This is a genomic window from Prosthecobacter vanneervenii (assembly GCF_014203095.1).
GTDB lineage: Bacteria > Verrucomicrobiota > Verrucomicrobiia > Verrucomicrobiales > Verrucomicrobiaceae > Prosthecobacter > Prosthecobacter vanneervenii.
This window is the reverse complement of sequence record NZ_JACHIG010000005.1, coordinates 355,285-369,185: the sequence shown is the minus strand read 5'-3', so window position 1 is coordinate 369,185 and position 13,901 is coordinate 355,285. Positions and strand designations below refer to the sequence as shown.

The 13,901-nt window shown below is 59.8% G+C and carries 14 protein-coding genes; 5 read left to right on the top strand and 9 right to left on the bottom strand.

Going from position 1 to position 13,901, the window contains the following annotated elements; translation table 11 throughout:
- Window positions 1-15 precede the first annotated feature (15 nt).
- The 3 genes from HNQ65_RS13890 to HNQ65_RS13880 form a co-directional block, all read right to left on the bottom strand.
- A complete protein-coding gene (locus HNQ65_RS13890) occupies window positions 16-318 on the bottom strand; it encodes an EF-hand domain-containing protein (protein WP_184340277.1) in 303 nt (100 codons plus the stop codon).
- A gap of 309 nt (window positions 319-627) precedes the next feature.
- On the bottom strand, window positions 628-2,211 hold the full coding sequence (locus HNQ65_RS13885) for a PhoH family protein (protein ID WP_184340148.1): 1,584 nt from the start codon (window positions 2,209-2,211) through the stop codon (window positions 628-630).
- Window positions 2,212-2,459: 248 nt separating this feature from the next.
- Window positions 2,460-2,915 carry a pyridoxamine 5'-phosphate oxidase family protein gene (locus HNQ65_RS13880; protein WP_184340147.1) on the bottom strand — a complete coding sequence of 152 codons (456 nt, stop codon included), beginning with the start codon at window positions 2,913-2,915 and terminating at the stop codon, window positions 2,460-2,462.
- Window positions 2,916-3,009: 94 nt separating this feature from the next.
- Between HNQ65_RS13880 and HNQ65_RS13875 the strand changes: the two genes are divergently transcribed.
- A complete protein-coding gene (locus HNQ65_RS13875; protein ID WP_184340146.1) occupies window positions 3,010-4,344 on the top strand; it encodes an AI-2E family transporter in 1,335 nt (444 codons plus the stop codon).
- 62 nt (window positions 4,345-4,406) lie between these two features.
- The gene (gene crcB, locus HNQ65_RS13870; RefSeq protein WP_184340145.1) at window positions 4,407-4,784 is read left to right on the top strand and encodes a fluoride efflux transporter CrcB; all 378 of its coding nucleotides are present in this window, start codon (window positions 4,407-4,409) and stop codon (window positions 4,782-4,784) included.
- Window positions 4,785-4,789: 5 nt separating this feature from the next.
- On the opposite strand, the gene HNQ65_RS13865 is transcribed toward crcB, so the two are convergent.
- The 5 genes from HNQ65_RS13865 to HNQ65_RS13845 form a co-directional block, all read right to left on the bottom strand.
- The gene (locus HNQ65_RS13865; RefSeq protein ID WP_184340144.1) at window positions 4,790-5,098 is read right to left on the bottom strand and encodes a KH domain-containing protein; all 309 of its coding nucleotides are present in this window, start codon (window positions 5,096-5,098) and stop codon (window positions 4,790-4,792) included.
- A 6-nt stretch (window positions 5,099-5,104) separates the two neighbouring features.
- On the bottom strand, window positions 5,105-5,353 hold the full coding sequence (rpsP, locus tag HNQ65_RS13860; protein WP_184340143.1) for a 30S ribosomal protein S16: 249 nt from the start codon (window positions 5,351-5,353) through the stop codon (window positions 5,105-5,107).
- A 100-nt stretch (window positions 5,354-5,453) separates the two neighbouring features.
- Window positions 5,454-6,905 (bottom strand): DUF1501 domain-containing protein, encoded by a 1,452-nt coding sequence (locus tag HNQ65_RS13855; RefSeq protein WP_184340142.1) that lies wholly within the window; start codon window positions 6,903-6,905, stop codon window positions 5,454-5,456.
- 9 nt (window positions 6,906-6,914) lie between these two features.
- On the bottom strand, window positions 6,915-10,268 hold the full coding sequence (locus HNQ65_RS13850; protein ID WP_184340141.1) for a DUF1553 domain-containing protein: 3,354 nt from the start codon (window positions 10,266-10,268) through the stop codon (window positions 6,915-6,917).
- 1 nt (window position 10,269) lies between these two features.
- Window positions 10,270-10,977 (bottom strand): FadR/GntR family transcriptional regulator, encoded by a 708-nt coding sequence (locus tag HNQ65_RS13845; protein ID WP_184340140.1) that lies wholly within the window; start codon window positions 10,975-10,977, stop codon window positions 10,270-10,272.
- Between the two features lie 137 nt (window positions 10,978-11,114).
- Here HNQ65_RS13845 and HNQ65_RS13840 point away from each other — a divergent pair, with 137 nt between their 5' ends.
- Window positions 11,115-11,585, top strand: coding sequence for a hypothetical protein (locus HNQ65_RS13840; RefSeq protein ID WP_184340139.1), 471 nt, complete (start codon window positions 11,115-11,117; stop codon window positions 11,583-11,585).
- A gap of 25 nt (window positions 11,586-11,610) precedes the next feature.
- Here the strand turns inward: HNQ65_RS13840 and HNQ65_RS13835 are convergent, their stop codons facing one another.
- Window positions 11,611-12,387, bottom strand: coding sequence for an SDR family oxidoreductase (locus HNQ65_RS13835; protein ID WP_184340138.1), 777 nt, complete (start codon window positions 12,385-12,387; stop codon window positions 11,611-11,613).
- 125 nt (window positions 12,388-12,512) lie between these two features.
- Between HNQ65_RS13835 and HNQ65_RS13830 the strand changes: the two genes are divergently transcribed.
- Both HNQ65_RS13830 and HNQ65_RS13825 read left to right on the top strand, forming a co-directional pair.
- Window positions 12,513-13,214: a hypothetical protein gene (locus tag HNQ65_RS13830; protein ID WP_184340137.1), complete on the top strand. Its 702-nt coding sequence runs from the start codon at window positions 12,513-12,515 to the stop codon at window positions 13,212-13,214.
- A 151-nt stretch (window positions 13,215-13,365) separates the two neighbouring features.
- Window positions 13,366-13,893 carry a type II toxin-antitoxin system VapC family toxin gene (locus HNQ65_RS13825; protein WP_184340136.1) on the top strand — a complete coding sequence of 176 codons (528 nt, stop codon included), beginning with the start codon at window positions 13,366-13,368 and terminating at the stop codon, window positions 13,891-13,893.
- Window positions 13,894-13,901 lie beyond the last annotated feature (8 nt).

The following is a 13,901-nucleotide window of genomic DNA, read 5'->3' as shown; positions in this document are numbered from 1 at the left end:
TCAGCTTAGAGAGGATCAGGCTGCTTTCTTCTTCTTGGGAGCGGCGGTGAATTCCTCCTTGGAAAGAGAGCCGTCTTTGTCCTTGTCCTTCGCGGTGAAGGCTGCTTCGGCCTTGGCGGCGTCTTTGGCGCCCTTCAGGAATTCTTCCTTGCTGAGCTTGCCGTCCTTGTCGGCGTCCTTCTTGGTGAACATCTGCTCTGGAGTCATCTTGGGCTTGCCCTTGTCACCTTCCGGCTTCTTGGGGGCATCGCCATCTGCGGCGAAGGAGGTGACTGCGGAGAGGGCCAGGATGGCGAGGAGAGAGGTGATAACTTTCATTGGAACGATTTGGCTTGGTTATGATTTGTGAAAACGCGGCAGTCTGGTGTTCCAGTTCTGCTCGTGGCCTGTTAAACGGAAAGAGGTCCTTTCCGTTTCAATTTTTCTCGCAGAATTTTTTTCAGGGCCCTTTTCCGAGGAAAACGTCACTCAAACCGTTCCTCACGAACGGTGCCTCCTGCGGAAAGCATTCTTACGACACCTAGGCCCGGCAGCGCATGCCAATCCGCCTTTGAAAAATGGATAGGCAGGCGGCCGGTGCCGGGCCGGACCGGTTCGCGGCCCGGCTCATGAGCTTGTCTGCCGAATTTACAGCAGCTTTGCCGCCGCCTCTGCCAGGGCGCTGCGCTCGCCTTTCACCAGCGGCACGTGCGCTGCAAAGGGCTGGCCACGCATGCGCTGGCGGGTGTAAACGAGACCGTTGCTCCGGCTGTCCACATACGGATTGTCGATCTGTGCGGGGTCGCCCACCAGCACCAGCTTGGAGCCACGGGACATGCGGGTCACGATGGTCTTGGCCTCCAGCGGCGTCAGCTGCTGCGCCTCGTCCAGCACAAAGAAACGATCCGGGATGCTGCGTCCGCGGATGTAGCACAGCGCTTCCACCTCGATCACCCCCTGTTGGATGAGAGGGTCATAGGGTGCCGCTGGCGCGCTCATCTGCTGCTGTGGGTCGGGCATGAAGCGGTTCTTTTTCCTCGCCGGGCCCTGCTGCGTTCCCTCCATCGGGCGCATCAGCAGATCCAGCGCGTCATACACCGGCTGCAGCCAGGGCCTCATCTTTTCCTGCAAGGAGCCGGGCAGGAAGCCCACCGTCTGCCCCATGGCCACAATCGGGCGGCTCACCGTCAGTCCGTGATAGGTGCGGTTGAAAACCTGCTGCAGCGCTGCTGCCACTGCCAGCAGCGTCTTGCCCGTGCCTGCCTGGCCGTAGCATGTCACCAAGCTGATGTCTGGATCCAGCAGCGCATCCAGAAAGCAGGCCTGCCCCAGGTTCATCGGCTTGATCGCACGGCCTTGGCCCACCTTGAGGGATTCCGGCGTGTGGTGCAGCCGCACAAACTCCCCGCTCGCGCTCAGCTTCGCAGGCATGGTGGCCTTGTCTCCGGCGCTCAGCAGCGCGTAGTCATTCACCACCATGTTTGGCAGGCGGCTGTCGGCTACGGTCAGCTTGCCACTGCTGGCAAATCGCTGCAACTCATGCGGCGTCACCTCCACTCGGGCGATGTCAAAGTTGGCTACTTCGCGCGGCTCCACCTTGTCATGCAGGTAGTCCTCGCACTCGATGCCCACGGCGCGTGCCTTGAGCTGCATGTTCAGGTCCTTGCTCACCAGGATCACCGGCGGAGAGACCTGCTCCCTCAGCCACAGCGTGCAGGCCAGGATGCGGTGGTCGGCCTTGTCCAGATCATGGAAAATACGCTCAAAACTCTTCACGCAGGCATGTCTGCGTGCTTCCTCAGGATCATACACCGCCACGCGGATGCTGCCGCCGCCTTCCGTCGGCACGCCCTTCGTTACAGAGTCTCCTTTGTTCGCAAAGATCTTCATCAGCGCCCGATGCACCTCGCGTGCGTTCGATCCCCGCTCCGTCATCTCGTTTTTAAAGCCGTCCAGCTCGCTCAGCACATCCACCGGGATGCAAATATGATGCTCTGCAAAGCGGTGAATGCAGGCCGGGTCATGCAGCAGCACGTTCGTGTCCAGCACGAAGGTCTTGGTGGCTGTCGGGGTGGCGGTGTTCGCTCGGCGGCGGCGGGATGAGGCAGTGGAGGCTGCGGCGGATTGAGAGGGCGGGGGAGAGGAGTTCGTAGAGGCAGGACCAGGATCGGAGATGCGGTTGGAGACGGTGGTGGAGGAAATTACCGATGCTGAATGGTCGTCACGGTCCATGATGGTTTAGTGGTTGTTGGGGTTGCCTGCGTTGAAAACGGCGGGGACAGCTTTTCTTTGGCGCGGGGTAGTGCCAAGCATACCGATCCCGAAGTGTGATTTTTGATATGAATCACGGTAATTAACAAAGAGTGTCAGAGCGTGGAGAAACTGGCAAGAACTTATTCACAAAGACGAACTTTATTCACAATTGACCGCACTTCTCGTCCCTCAGTCCGCATGTTTGCCCGGCCTTCGGGCTCACAGCCTCATGGGTGCGCCGCGAGCGGCACCTCAAAGTACTCCAAAGCCCACTCTCGCATGTAGCGTGCCCGATTTGGCACAAATCGGTAAATAATGAGTTCCGGATTGTCGATGCTGCCCAGATACGCACGCAGCAGCGGATTCGAGTTCCAGATTTCCTCCAGCAGCGGTCGCTCGGTCACCACCTCTGCTGTGGCCGTGATGCGCACCTGGTTGTCCTGCTCATCTTTGTAGCACAGTTCCGCCTTCGCATTGGCAGCCAGTTCCTGCGTTTTGCCATAGCGGCGCAGGTTGGCCACATACACCGTGAAGCCATCCGTGCGCACCGGAGACACCGGGCGCACACGCGGCTGGTCTCCATCCACTGTGGCCAGCATGGGAAACTTGGCCGCACGCATGGTGGCTTGCGCTAGCTGGGGCACTTCAGCGGGATCAACGGGCTTGGGTTGGGGGCGTGACATGATGGGCCATGATACGGTGCGGACAGTCCAAATTGCATCCATTTTTGGAGTATCCAAACTTTGGCCGCACGTTAGTCTGCGCGCCGTTCGCTCCATGAAAAATCTTCCCACTGCATTTCAGCGTCAGGTGTTATGGACTGCCATCACCGCGCTCTCGATCGCTGTCATTGGCTGGTTGGCTGTCACACTGATCGACAAGGTCACGCAGGTCCTCGCTTTTTTGCAGCCTATTCTCGTGCCCTTTGCCGTGGCAGGCGTGCTGGCCTACCTGCTTGAGCCGGGCGTTGAGTGGCTGGAGCGCAAAGGCCTGAGCCGGCATAGATCCGTGCTGCTGGCGTTTGCGGTCTTCACGCTGGCTATTGGCGGCTTGGGCTGGTGGATCGTGGTGAAGCTGGGAGACCCCACTCGCCACCTCGCAGAGCGTGTGCCGGTTTACTACTCCAAGGCCCAGCATGCGGTGGTGAATTTTGCGGCGAAGATCGAAAAAGAATACAGCATCAAACTCCTGCCTGAAGCTGAGCCTGCGTTGGACAAGGCCACTCCTGAAGCGTCCTCAGCAAATACTGCGCCTGCTCCTGCAACCACGGCTCCTCTGGCAGCTGCTACTTCTCAGCCGACCACGACTGCGAACAGCGCTGCGGCCGAAGGTGATTTTGATTTCCAAGCCCTGCTGCGTGGCGACTGGGTTAAGACAAATCTGCCCAAGGTTCCCGGCATCATCTGGGGCTTTGTGCGCACCAGCGTGGGCGGGTTCCTCGGCGTGTTCGGCTTCGTTCTCTCCTTCATCATCGTGCCGCTGTATCTCTACTACTTCCTTATCGAGAGCTCCAAGATCCAGAAACAATGGTCAGATTACCTGCCGCTGCGCGCATCCGCCTTCAAAGACGAGGTGGTCAGCTGCCTCAATGAGATCAACAGCTACCTCGTGGCCTTCTTCCGCGGCCAGCTCTTTGTCAGCGTCATCAATGGCATTGCCACAGGCATCGGCCTGATGATTGTAGGACTGGACTTCGGGCTGCTGATCGGGCTGGCCCTCTGCGTGGCGGGCATCATTCCCTACGTGGGCATTGCCGTCTGCTGGATCCCGGCTGTCGTCATTGCCTCCGTGCAGGGTGGCAGCGCCCTGGTCCCTGCGGACCCTTGGTGGGTCATGCCGCTGGTCGTCACAGGGGTCTTCGCCCTCGTGCAGCAGATTGATGCCCTCTTCATCACCCCGCGCATCGTAGGAGAGGCCGTGGGGCTGCATCCCATGACGGTCATCGCCTCCGTGCTCGTTTGGGGCCTTCTGCTAGGCGGTCTCCTCGGTGCCATCCTGGCGGTGCCCCTCACGGCTTCGGTCAAGGTGCTCTTCCAGCGGTATGTCTGGCGTGCTCGCATCGCCCCGCAGACGATCGGCGGCTCGCGCCGCGAGGAAGAGGTGTCTGTCTAAAGGCCCGCAGATTCTCCGCCGGAAAGGTTGACACCCGGGCTGCATCGCCACCTTGATCAGGCATGAAAAACGTTGTGTTGATCTTCCTTGGCGGGGGCTTCGGCTCGGTGCTTCGCTATTACACCGTGATCGGCATGGCCCGTCTGCTGCCCAAGGCGGCCTTTCCCTGGGGCGTGCTCACCGCCAACCTCTGCGGCAGCTTCATCCTCGGTTTCCTCTTTGCGCTCCCTGCCATGAAGGACAAAGGCAGCGGTCCCTGGCTCTTTGCCGCCACGGGCGTGCTGGGCGGCTACACCACCTTTTCCACACTGGCCAATGACTCCTGGCTGCTGCTGCTCAACCAGCATTCCTGGCTGGCACTATTCAATGCCATTGGCAGCATTCTGCTTGGCATCACCGCCGCCGCCTGCGGTTGGTGGGCGGGCAGTCGGCTGGCTTGAAAAAATTACGCCTCAGTTTGAGGCGTTTCTCCATCCCCGGCGGCTTCCGCATCTTCTTCGCGTGCGGAGCCGACTTTCAGGGAGATTTTGATACCGTGCTTGGCGGCAGCGGTGTTCAGCAGGGAGCGCAGGGCGCTGATGGTCATGCCGTTTTTGCCAATGACATGACGCACATCTTCAGGTGCTAGTTGCACACGATAAGTAACGGCACCGTTGGTATTGGTGCCGATGGCAATCGTCGCCTGCTGAGGGTGGTCGATCAAATTCGCCACCACGTAGGAAAGGAACTCGCGGAGGGCTTCCGGCGCGTCCATGGCAGTTTAAGCCGAGGCTGCGGCGGCGTGCTTGATCAGGCTCTTGACTGTGTCAGAGGGCTTGGCGCCCTGGGAGATCCAGGCGTTTACGCGGTCCAGCTTCACAGTGGCTGCCTTCGGGCCCTTCTGGGGGTCATAGGAGCCAAGCACTTCGAGGAAACGGCCTTCCTTGGGGAAGCGCTGGTCAGCCGCAACGATACGGAAGACGGGACGGCCTTTTTGGCCTTCTTGACGGAGACGGATGACAACTGCCATGGTGCGGGTTCGGGTAAAGAAATCAGGTTTTGGGGACGGTCAAAATGGAGACTCTCACCGGGAAAGCAAACGGTTTTTTCCCGGCTTTCACCGGCTGGGCTCAGGCCAGCACCTGCTTGATCACGTGCCCATGCACATCCGTCAGCCTCCGTTCGATGCCATTGTTGTAGTAGCTCAGGCGCTCGTGATCAATGCCCAGCAGGTGCAAAATCGTGGCATGCAGGTCATAGATGGTGCTCACGTTTTCGGCCGCCTTGTAGCCAAATTCGTCCGTCGCCCCGTAGCTGAAACCCTTTTTCACCCCGGCCCCGGCCAGCCAGACGGTAAAGCCCTTCGGGTTGTGGTCACGCCCGTTCGCCCCCTTCTGAAAGGTGGGCATGCGCCCAAATTCCGTCACAAAGGCCACCAGCGTATCCTGCAGCAGCCCGCGCGCTTTCAGGTCCTTCAGCAGCCCGGCCACCGGCTGATCCAGGATGGGGCCGTGCATCGAGTACTGCTTCTCAATCGTCTTGTGCCCGTCCCAGTTGCCCACTCCTTCGCCCATGGCGTAGGAGCCGTTGAAGAGCTGCACAAATCGCACCCCGCGCTCGATCAGCCGACGCGCCAGCAGGCAGTTTTTGGCAAACCCGGCCTTCGTCTCGTTGCTGTCGTTCACGCCGTAGAGGTCCAGCGTGGCCTTGCTCTCGCCTGTCAGATTTCCCACCTCAGACGCAGCGATCTGCATGCGTGCCGCGAGTTCATAGGAGGAGATGCGTGCCGCCAGGTCACTATCTGCCGGATGCTCCTGCGCCTGCCGCTTGTTCAGCAGATTCACAAACGCCCGCGTGTCACGGTCGGCCGCCTCGCTCACGCTCGTGGGGCGGATCAGATTCGGGATCGGTTTGCTCGCATTAAAGGCGGTGCCCTGAAACGCCGCAGGCAGGAATCCCGAGTTCCAATGCCTCGGCCCGATCTGCGGCACACCGCGCGGATCAGGAATCGCCACAAAGGCTGGCATGTCATCGCACTCCGAGCCCAGCGCATACGTCACCCAGGAGCCGATGCCGGGGAATCCATCCAGAATGTAGCCCGTGCTCATCTGATTCTCCGCCGGGCCGTGCGTGTTCGATTTGGCCGTCATCGAGTGGATGAAGCACATGTCATCCGCAAACTCTGCGATGTTCGGCACCAGGTCGCTGATCATCTTGCCGCTCTGTCCGCGTGGCTTGAAATCCCAGATCGGCTTCACCAGATTTCCCTGTGCGCCTTGAAAGGTGATCAAATCCGCCGCCCCTGGCAGCGGCATGCCGTGGCGCTTCACCAGCTCCGGCTTGTAATCAAACGTGTCCACATGACTCAGCGCTCCTGAGCAGAAAATGACCAGCACATTTTTCGCACGCGGTTCAAAGTGCGGCGGACGCGGCGCATACGGGTGTGCCGGATCAATGCGCGGGCGGATCGGATCATTGGCCAGCAGGCCCTTCTGTGCCAGCAGAGAGGTTAGTGCGATGCCGCTTAGACCGCTGACACTTTGCCCGAGGAAATTCCGGCGTGAGAGAAGATGGTTTTTCATAGCAGGGAATCAATACAGGGTCATGAACTCGCTCGTGTTCAGCAGCGCACGACAGAACATCGCCAGCCCATGCGCAGAGATCAGCTCCACTGCGGCTGTCAGTTCCTCCGCCTGTGGCTCGCGTTGGTAAGCCAGCGCAAAGGCGCGCTTCACCTGCGCATCCGCCTCTTTGCCCGCCTCCTTTTCCAGCCGCGCCGCCAGCAGTTCGCTCTGCTGCATGGCAAAGCTGCTGTTCAGGAAATTCAGTGCCTGCAGCGGTGTGGTGCTCGAAGTGCGTCGTGGTGCTATCTGCCCCGCATCCGGCACATCAAATGCGCCAAAGGTGTCGTCCAGCTGCACGCGTGGCTTGCTCTGGTACACCATGCGCCGGAAAGTGTCGGGGCCAAACTCCTGCTTCGACTGGTACACCTTCACGTAGTTGTCATTCGGCACGAAGAGATCAAAGCCCGGCCCGCCCATCGTCAGATCCAGCACGCCGCTCACCATGAGAATGGTATCACGCAGCGGCTCCGCCTCGATGCGCCGCGTGGGAAAGCGCCACAGCAGCCGCGCGGAGGAATCCGCCTTCAGCCCCGCGTCGTTCGCGGCACTCGACTGCCGGTAAGCCGCCGAGTTCATGATCAGCCGGTGCATCTCCTTCAGGCTCCAGCCATGTTGTATGAACTGTGCCGCCAGCCAGTCGAGCAGCTCCGGGTGCGATGGCTTTCCACCATTGTAGCCCAGATCACTCGGAGTATCGACAATGCCTGCACCGAAATGATAATGCCAGATTCGGTTCACCATCACGCGTGCGGTCAGCGGATTCTGCGGATCGCTCAGCCATTTCGCCAAAGCCACGCGCCGTTCGGCTTCCGGTGTGTCCTTGGCCAGATCCAGCTTGGTGCCGAACTGTGTCAGCGCACCCGGTGTCACCTCTTCCTGCGGTGTCATCGGGTCGCCACGTTGCAGGCGGTAGGTCGGTCCTGGCTGCTCAAACTTGCCGAGATAAGCCATGGGGAAATTTGTCAGCTCTTTCAGCCTGCGCTGCAAAACGGCCCGCTGCTCACTGTGCTTCTTCACCGTGGCCGCATCTTCTGCCGAGACACCGCTCAGCGTGGGGATGTCACGAATGCGGTCCCGATACTCCGCGCCCAGCCTGTCTGCCGAAGATGCCACAGCCTGCCATGTTTGGCCATTCAAGGAAGTCTCGATCACATACTCCGTGGGCAGCCGGTCCTGATACACCTTGCCCTTCTTGCTGTCCCCGCGATCCCGGCTCCACACCACGCTGTTGATCCTTTCTTCGCGTGGAAACTCGATCTGCAGCCAGCCCTTGCCTGCGTTCTTGGAGATCCAGCTCTTCGCATTGCCATACAGCCCGTCATTCGCATGCGCGATCTGATGGATGGGATTCGCGCCATCGCTGAACACATCCGAGGCCGTCACCTTCGCTCCGTTGCGTGCCAGCGCCACATTGCGCGGCTTCGGGCTGGCGGAGAAGACTTCCAGTTCATCAATGCAGGGCTGTGCACCTGCCGTCGCACGAATGGTGAATCGCACAAACTTCGCCTTCACCGCATCAAAACTTTCATGATTGGCCAGATGCGTCACCGGCGCTCGCAGATGGGGCTGTGAAGCAGGCTGATTGCCATCCGCTTCCTCAAACAGCACCGCATCGGCCACGGTAGGACCACCGAGCTTGCCGCTGCGCAAGATGAGGATGGAGTCCTTCGTCAGCGCATGCGTCCCCGCATACTTGAAGCCGCTCCAGCGCTTCTGCCCGGGGATCGCTCCGCTGCCATCGGCGAACTTGCTTTGATCCACGCTGGCGATTTCTTTCTGGTCCTCCTGCGTGTTCGCATCTCCATCCAGATCCAGGATGTAGCGCGCATCCTTCGCATGCGTCGTCCACGCCGCCCAGGAGATCCACACGCGCTGCTTGCCGGTGACACGCGGATTCCATGAAAAGAAGTCCTTTGCCGCTGCATCCTTCTCCGCCTTCCAGTAGCGGTAGCTTTCGCCCAGATTCGGCAGCCGCGTGGAGTCACCGGGATCATTGGCCTGGCCAAACTCGGTGCCCGGCGAGTAGTCGATCGGCTTGCCATTCGTCGGCTGCTCAATCTGCACACAGCCGATGGCGTCCGGCTTTGTGGGCGGTGGCAGATCATCATCCAACAGCACCCGCCGTGTCAGTTGCGCACGTGGCTGGAAACGCGCCAGCGCCTCATCCAGCGCCGCGATCTCCGTCTTCAGTCCTTCCGCTTGTTTGAGGCGCTGCTCCGCATCTGTCGGTTTCAGCTCCCGCTCCGCATGCTGCACGCCCTCAAAGATGGCGCGCACGCGGTAGTAGTCTGTTTGCAGAATGGGATCAAACTTATGGTCATGGCAGCGTGCACAGCCAATCGTCATCCCGAGGAAGGTGCTGCCCGTGGTGCTCACCAGATCATGCATTTCATCCGCGCGCTGGTTGGCTCTCAGCACCGGGTCCGCGCCCTTCACCTGATCCCATGCGCCCGCCACGAGGAATCCTGTGGCAGCATCCGCACCCAGTTGATCTCCGGCAATCTGTTCGCGCACAAACTGATCATACGGCTTGTCTGCATTAAACGCCTGAATGACGTAATCCCGGTAGGGCCACGCATTGGGCCGCGCGCGGTTCATTTCAAAGCCATGGCTTTCCGCAAAGCGCACCACATCCAGCCAGTGCCGCGCCCAGCGCTCGCCATAGCGCGGAGAGGCCAGTAGGCGATCAATTAGCCTTTTGGTGGCACCTGCTTGATCCTGCGCAAATTCCTTCTCAAAAGCCGCTGCTTCTTCGGGCGTGGGTGGGAGTCCGATCAGATCAAAGCTCGCGCGTCGGATGAACGTGCGCGCATCTGCCGCCGGATTCATGGTGAGGTTCTTCTCCTTCAGCTTGGCGTTGATATAGCCATCAATGGAACCTTGTGCCGCAGGCTTCAGCGGCAGCAGCGACCAGTGCGTCACGTCTCCCTTCGGCTTCTCCTTGAGCACGATCTCCGTGGGCCACACTGCGCCCATGTCGATCCAGCGTTTGATCAGGTCCGTTTCTGCCGCTGACAGCGCGGGTTTTTTCTTCGGCATCTCCGGTTTCTCTCCCGCCGTTTCCGGCACGATCATCGTGTAGAGGGACGACTCCGCCGCCTTGCCCGGCACCAGTGCCGGACCATCATCACCACCTTTGAGCACATCCGCCAGCGTGCTCATGTTCAGCCCGCCTTTGGTCGTCACATCATTGTGGCATTCCACACAGTTCTTCACCAAAACCGGTGCGACCTGCTCATGAAACAGCTTTGCGCCGTCTGATTCCACCGCCTGCGTGCTGCTGCCTGCGATCAACAAAATGAGATAGGGAAGGGGCTTCATGTCAGGCGGCTTTCTTGGATTTTTTCGGCAGGGCCAGATCAGCCTCAGCAGTGATCAGGTGTTCGCGCATTGCTTTCGCCGCTGCGGAGGGATCTCGTTTCTCGATGGCGTTGAGCACGGCTGCATGCTGACGCACCGCGTTGTCCGTGGAGGTGCGGCTGTAGCCATGCGTGAGACTGGCCTGCATCAGCTCAGAGAGCGAATGCAGCAGCAGCGTGGCAATCTGATTGCCCGAAGCCGCCGCCAGCTCTCGATGAAACGCCATGTCCGCCTCCACCGCCGTGGAGAAATCCGTGGTTCCTTCCAGCTCTTTCAAAGCCGCGCGCAGCTTGCGAATCTGTGCAGCCGTGGCGTTTTCCGCCGCCAGACGCGCATTCTCCGGCTCCAGCATGAAACGCACCTGCACCAGCTGCCGCAGCCGCTCCGCCTCATCCGGAATCAGCAGCGCCAGCGATCCGTTCAGCGGCTTGTGCAGCTTGTCCACCACCTTGGTTCCTACGCCATGCTTCACCTCCAGCAGCCCCTGCAGTTCCAGCCGCTTCGTCGCCTCTCTCACCACCGGCCGGCTCACGCCCAGCTTCAGTGCCAGATCCCGTTCCGGCGGCAGCCAGCCATCGCCAGTCCCTCCTCCGTCACGAACTTCCGTGGCAATGCGTGCACACACCTCCTCCACGAGGCTGCGCTGAGGTTTGATGGATGAAAAAGCCATGTGGTTAGAGGTCTTACCACTGGCATTACGGGCAGGCTTTGGTGCTTTTTTCAAGAAAGACGCACTTGTGACCAACGAGCCTGCTTTTGATGTGGTGGTCTCTTGCTCTCAGCAGAGATTGATCAGATCATGACAACATGAAATCTCCACTCGTCCTCTTTAAGGCATGCATGGCTGTTCTGATCTTTGGACTGGCGAGCTGTACTTCGAACGAAAACGACCTCGGCAGCATGCTACAGACTCCGGATGAAGTTTTTGTGCATAACGATTTACGAATCAAATCTTGGAAAAGCCCTGCCATCGAAGAGAGAGAGACTCAGCCCAAGCAAAAGCTGGAAATCCTTTTAACCGGCCCCCGACAGCATCCAAGGCGATGGCTCAAACTTTGTCAGGGGGAGTCTTTCGAGGGACTGACCTTGGAAAGTGTGGACATCAGCGGCGACGCCATAGGTGACCCAAAAATAGGGTTGGCTCCTGTGCTTGTAGAAGACTTCAGTTTAAAAATCGTGGATGGAGTGCCGAAGCAGTACCTGATTCTGCGCGACTTCAGCGGGGGAGACGCAGTCGTCTTTTATTCGGACGAAGCACACCCTCCGTTGAAGCATTGAAGTAAATGGAGCTGCAGTTTTAGCTTCAGATCGTCTGCGACGAATAGCCGCCATCCACGACCATTTCATGGCCGGTGATGAAGGAACTGCCAGCGCCTGCCAGCAGCAGGGCTGCGGCGACAAGTTCCTTGGCCTCTCCAAAGCGGTTCATCGGGGTGTGGCCCATGATCTTGGCCACGCGGTCCGGGGTCAACACCTTCTTGTTCTGCTCGGCGGGGAAGAAACCGGGGACGAGGGTGTTTACGCGGATGCCCAGCGGGGCCCACTCACGGGCGAGGTTCTTGCTGAGGTTGTGCACCGCGCCCTTGGACATGGAGTAGGTGAACACGCGGCTCAGCGGCAGCAGGCCGGACATGGAGCCGAGATTGATGATGGAGGCGGGGATTTTGTTCTCCACGAAGTATTTGCCAAACACCTGGCAGGCCAGGAAGACGCCCTTGGTGTTGATGTTCATGATCCGGTCATACTCCTCTTCAGGAATGTCGAGGAACGGCGTGGCAGAATTGACCCCGGCACCGTTGATGAGGATCTGGCAGCCGCCGGAACGCTCCTGCACCTGATCGAGCAGGATTTGAAGGTCGGCTTTGCGGCTGGCGTCCGCGGAGAGGAAGTAGGCGCGACCACCTGCAGCCTGGATCGTTTCCAGACGCTTGTCCGCCTTGGATTGATCACGGCCGACGAGCACGACTTCCGCGCCTGCGGAAGCATAGCCTTCGGCGATGGCGCCGCAGAGTTCGCCGGTGCCGCCAATGATGACAGCGGTTTTGCCTTGGAGAGAGAAGAGTTCGAAAATGGAGGACATGGTCTGGTAGGTGCGCATCTATGGCGTGTCATCCCGCCGCCGCAAGCGGGCTGTCTCGCCACTTTCGTCATCTTGACACCCCGCCTGCAGTGCTCTCCGGTAGGCGCATGCCTTGGGGCCACATCATGACCTTTCTAGCCGGAGCCCTCGTCGGCGCGGCTTCTATCGTGATCTGGAAGCTGCTGCGCTTTGCCGCCGACCTGCGTGCCGCCCGGCACGCGCTTGCCAGCTACGTCTATCCCGAGTGTGGTCTGGCGGACGAAAAGGCGCATGAAGCGGTAGAAGCCTGTAAAAACCGCCTGCGCTGGCAGAAAAACCTCAATCCCGAGTGGCTGCCGCCGTTGGTGGACGAGGTGCCCAAGCTGGTGCGCGAGATCGCGGCCATCTACCACCCCGGCAAGCAGGAGGCGCTGCTGGCCCCAGGTTTGAGCCAGTTTTCCCGCGCCGTGCATCTGGCTGCCATGGATGTGGCTGATTTTCTCCAAACGCGCTCCATCGGCCGCCTCGTGGACGTGAGTGCCAGCACGGCGCTGAAAACGTGGGAAATGACGCATAAGATCGCCACGCACGAGAAAATGCAGACCGCCAACAAATGGTACAAGCGCCTGCTGCCCTGGTGGCAGGTGCTGCGTATCAATTCTCCCATGATGTGGGCCAGCATGGCTGTCTCGAATGTGGCGGCCCGCACCCTCCAGCCTGCCGTGATCGACATCATCGCCAAGCGAGCCATCGACCTCTACAGCGGCCGTCTGGGCAAAGGCTCTAGTGCACCCAGCGTGGCCATCGTCCCAGTGGCAGAGCAGGAAACGCCGCCGGGAGCGATGTGAGAGGGGCCTGGGTGTCACCTTGACCTTGTCAGGCTCTCAGAGAGTAATAGGGGCATGTCCGCGAGAACCATGCTGATTGAGGAACTGGCGCGAGCGCCCGAAGGCGTGGCGCGGGTTCTACTCACGCAATTGCGGCAAATGATGCCTGCAAATGGCACTGCCAACCTGCCCGGGCAGGATCACTTTGAATCTTACTGGAGCCAGTTTTATGGCGCATTTGAAGGTGCGGAATGGAATGAGCCCGCAGAGCTGCCTTTTGAAAAGCGGGAGGCATGGTAATGCCCTGGCTTCTGGATACCAACCACTGGATCTATCTGCTCAAGGGACGGTGCCTTCCCTTGCAGGAGAAGCTCGCAGCGTCTCTCCTGATGAGGTCTGGTTGTGCTCTGTGGTGAAAGAAGAGCTGTATTATGGTGCCGAAGGGTATGACGACAAAGCTGCAAGACTGAGCAAGCTGGAGAATCTTTTTGCACGGCATGCCTCGGCACCGTTTGATGACGAGGCGGCTTCCGTAGCTGGTCGGATCAGAAAGGAGCTGGAGGCGCAGCGGCAGGTCATCGGGCCACACGATATTCAGATAGCTGCGATTGCACTACAGCACGGATGGACGGTTGTGACGAACAACACCGATGAGTTCAAACGTGTCGCAGGTCTCGCCGTTGAAGACTGGACTGTCTGATCCTGGCT

Excerpts from the sequence above, each read along its gene's own strand:
- HNQ65_RS13890 (WP_184340277.1), bottom strand. The coding sequence starts at position 318 with ATGAAAGTTATCACCTCTCTCCTCGCCATCCTGGCCCTCTCCGCAGTC.
- HNQ65_RS13885 (WP_184340148.1), bottom strand. The coding sequence starts at position 2,211 with ATGGACCGTGACGACCATTCAGCATCGGTAATTTCCTCCACCACCGTC.
- HNQ65_RS13880 (WP_184340147.1), bottom strand. The coding sequence starts at position 2,915 with ATGTCACGCCCCCAACCCAAGCCCGTTGATCCCGCTGAAGTGCCCCAG.
- HNQ65_RS13875 (WP_184340146.1), top strand. The coding sequence starts at position 3,010 with ATGAAAAATCTTCCCACTGCATTTCAGCGTCAGGTGTTATGGACTGCC.
- crcB (WP_184340145.1), top strand. The coding sequence starts at position 4,407 with ATGAAAAACGTTGTGTTGATCTTCCTTGGCGGGGGCTTCGGCTCGGTG.
- HNQ65_RS13865 (WP_184340144.1), bottom strand. The coding sequence starts at position 5,098 with ATGGACGCGCCGGAAGCCCTCCGCGAGTTCCTTTCCTACGTGGTGGCG.
- rpsP (WP_184340143.1), bottom strand. The coding sequence starts at position 5,353 with ATGGCAGTTGTCATCCGTCTCCGTCAAGAAGGCCAAAAAGGCCGTCCC.
- HNQ65_RS13855 (WP_184340142.1), bottom strand. The coding sequence starts at position 6,905 with ATGAAAAACCATCTTCTCTCACGCCGGAATTTCCTCGGGCAAAGTGTC.
- HNQ65_RS13850 (WP_184340141.1), bottom strand. The coding sequence starts at position 10,268 with ATGAAGCCCCTTCCCTATCTCATTTTGTTGATCGCAGGCAGCAGCACG.
- HNQ65_RS13845 (WP_184340140.1), bottom strand. The coding sequence starts at position 10,977 with ATGGCTTTTTCATCCATCAAACCTCAGCGCAGCCTCGTGGAGGAGGTG.
- HNQ65_RS13840 (WP_184340139.1), top strand. The coding sequence starts at position 11,115 with ATGAAATCTCCACTCGTCCTCTTTAAGGCATGCATGGCTGTTCTGATC.
- HNQ65_RS13835 (WP_184340138.1), bottom strand. The coding sequence starts at position 12,387 with ATGTCCTCCATTTTCGAACTCTTCTCTCTCCAAGGCAAAACCGCTGTC.
- HNQ65_RS13830 (WP_184340137.1), top strand. The coding sequence starts at position 12,513 with ATGACCTTTCTAGCCGGAGCCCTCGTCGGCGCGGCTTCTATCGTGATC.
- HNQ65_RS13825 (WP_184340136.1), top strand. The coding sequence starts at position 13,366 with ATGGCACTGCCAACCTGCCCGGGCAGGATCACTTTGAATCTTACTGGA.